Below are 1,058 nucleotides of genomic sequence, written 5' to 3' on the forward strand. Positions count from 1 at the left end.
CGTTTTTTGAAAAATTTCATCGCTCATTTTGTGTCTCACATATGCGCAAGCGCGCTGTTAAGCAGCCATAAAAAGCCTATTAGGGCGGCTGAAAAGATTATGAATAAAAACGCGGAGAGGATTAGAAGATTTCTAATCTTTCTGCGCTGCTCGGGCGCGCTTTGAGCAGATTTAATAAATTTTACCAAATACACGATGAGGAAAATAAACGAAATTATCGGCAGCGCGATCAAAACCGAGATCGAGATGAATAGATCCGGCAGCCACTCAAAGTATACCAGCGGAGCGAAAGTACACAAAAACGCAACCGTCGAAATAATTAGAAATTTTTTATCTCTTTTATGGCGCCCCGGCTCATCTTTTGATCTGATAAATTTAATCAAACACGCGATGAGCCAAACAAAGCAGATCAAAAACAGCACATTTAAAATCTCCATAAGCGATCCGAAAATATTCATTTTTACCTTTAAATTTTTAATGTACAAAGCGGCATTTTAGCGCGCCGATTAAATTTACGCGCCCGTCAAGCAAGAGCGCAAGCGCAAATGTGCCTAAAGCAAACTCTTAATAAAGCGGCGATCCTCGCCCGAGCAAAAGCGAAATTTTGCAAATTTCAAGCAGCGGCAAGAGCAAAATTTAAACGCCGATAAAATTTCAAAACCGCGAATTGCTAATGTTGCTAAATTTAGCGCGCATTTGCCGCTATAAAACGCCCTTCGTGCTAGGCACGCCGGCGCGCTCGTTGATACTTATCGCGCGACGAAATGCCACGGCAAACGCCTTAAACGCGGCTTCTGCTACGTGATGCAGATTTTCGCCGCGAATTTGGCTTATGTGTAGCGTGAAATTTGCGTTGAAAGCCAAAGCGCGGAAAAACTCCTCCACAAGCTCGGCGTCGAATTCGCCGATCTTGCCGCGCTTCAGGCTCGGGCAATTAAATACCAAAAACGCGCGGTTGGAAAAATCAAGCGCCGCAGAAACCGCCGCCTCGTCCATCACCACGACGCTATCGCCGAAGCGCTCGATGTTTTGCGCGGGATAGATCACCTCTTTGATCG

Annotated in this window: 1 protein-coding gene and 1 pseudogene; both read right to left on the reverse strand. The window is 45.4% G+C overall.

The window, feature by feature from the left end; all coding sequences use genetic code 11:
• Positions 1-35: 35 nt before the first annotated feature.
• Entirely contained in the window at positions 36-437 is a 402-nt protein-coding gene (locus Q0257_RS03235) for a hypothetical protein (protein WP_298021476.1), read from the reverse strand.
• Between the two features lie 265 nt (positions 438-702).
• Positions 703-1,058 (reverse strand): annotated as a pseudogene (gene hisB / locus Q0257_RS03240) (imidazoleglycerol-phosphate dehydratase); the annotation flags it as partial.

It is taken from the genome of uncultured Campylobacter sp. (assembly GCF_938018035.1).
Lineage (GTDB): Bacteria > Campylobacterota > Campylobacteria > Campylobacterales > Campylobacteraceae > Campylobacter_B.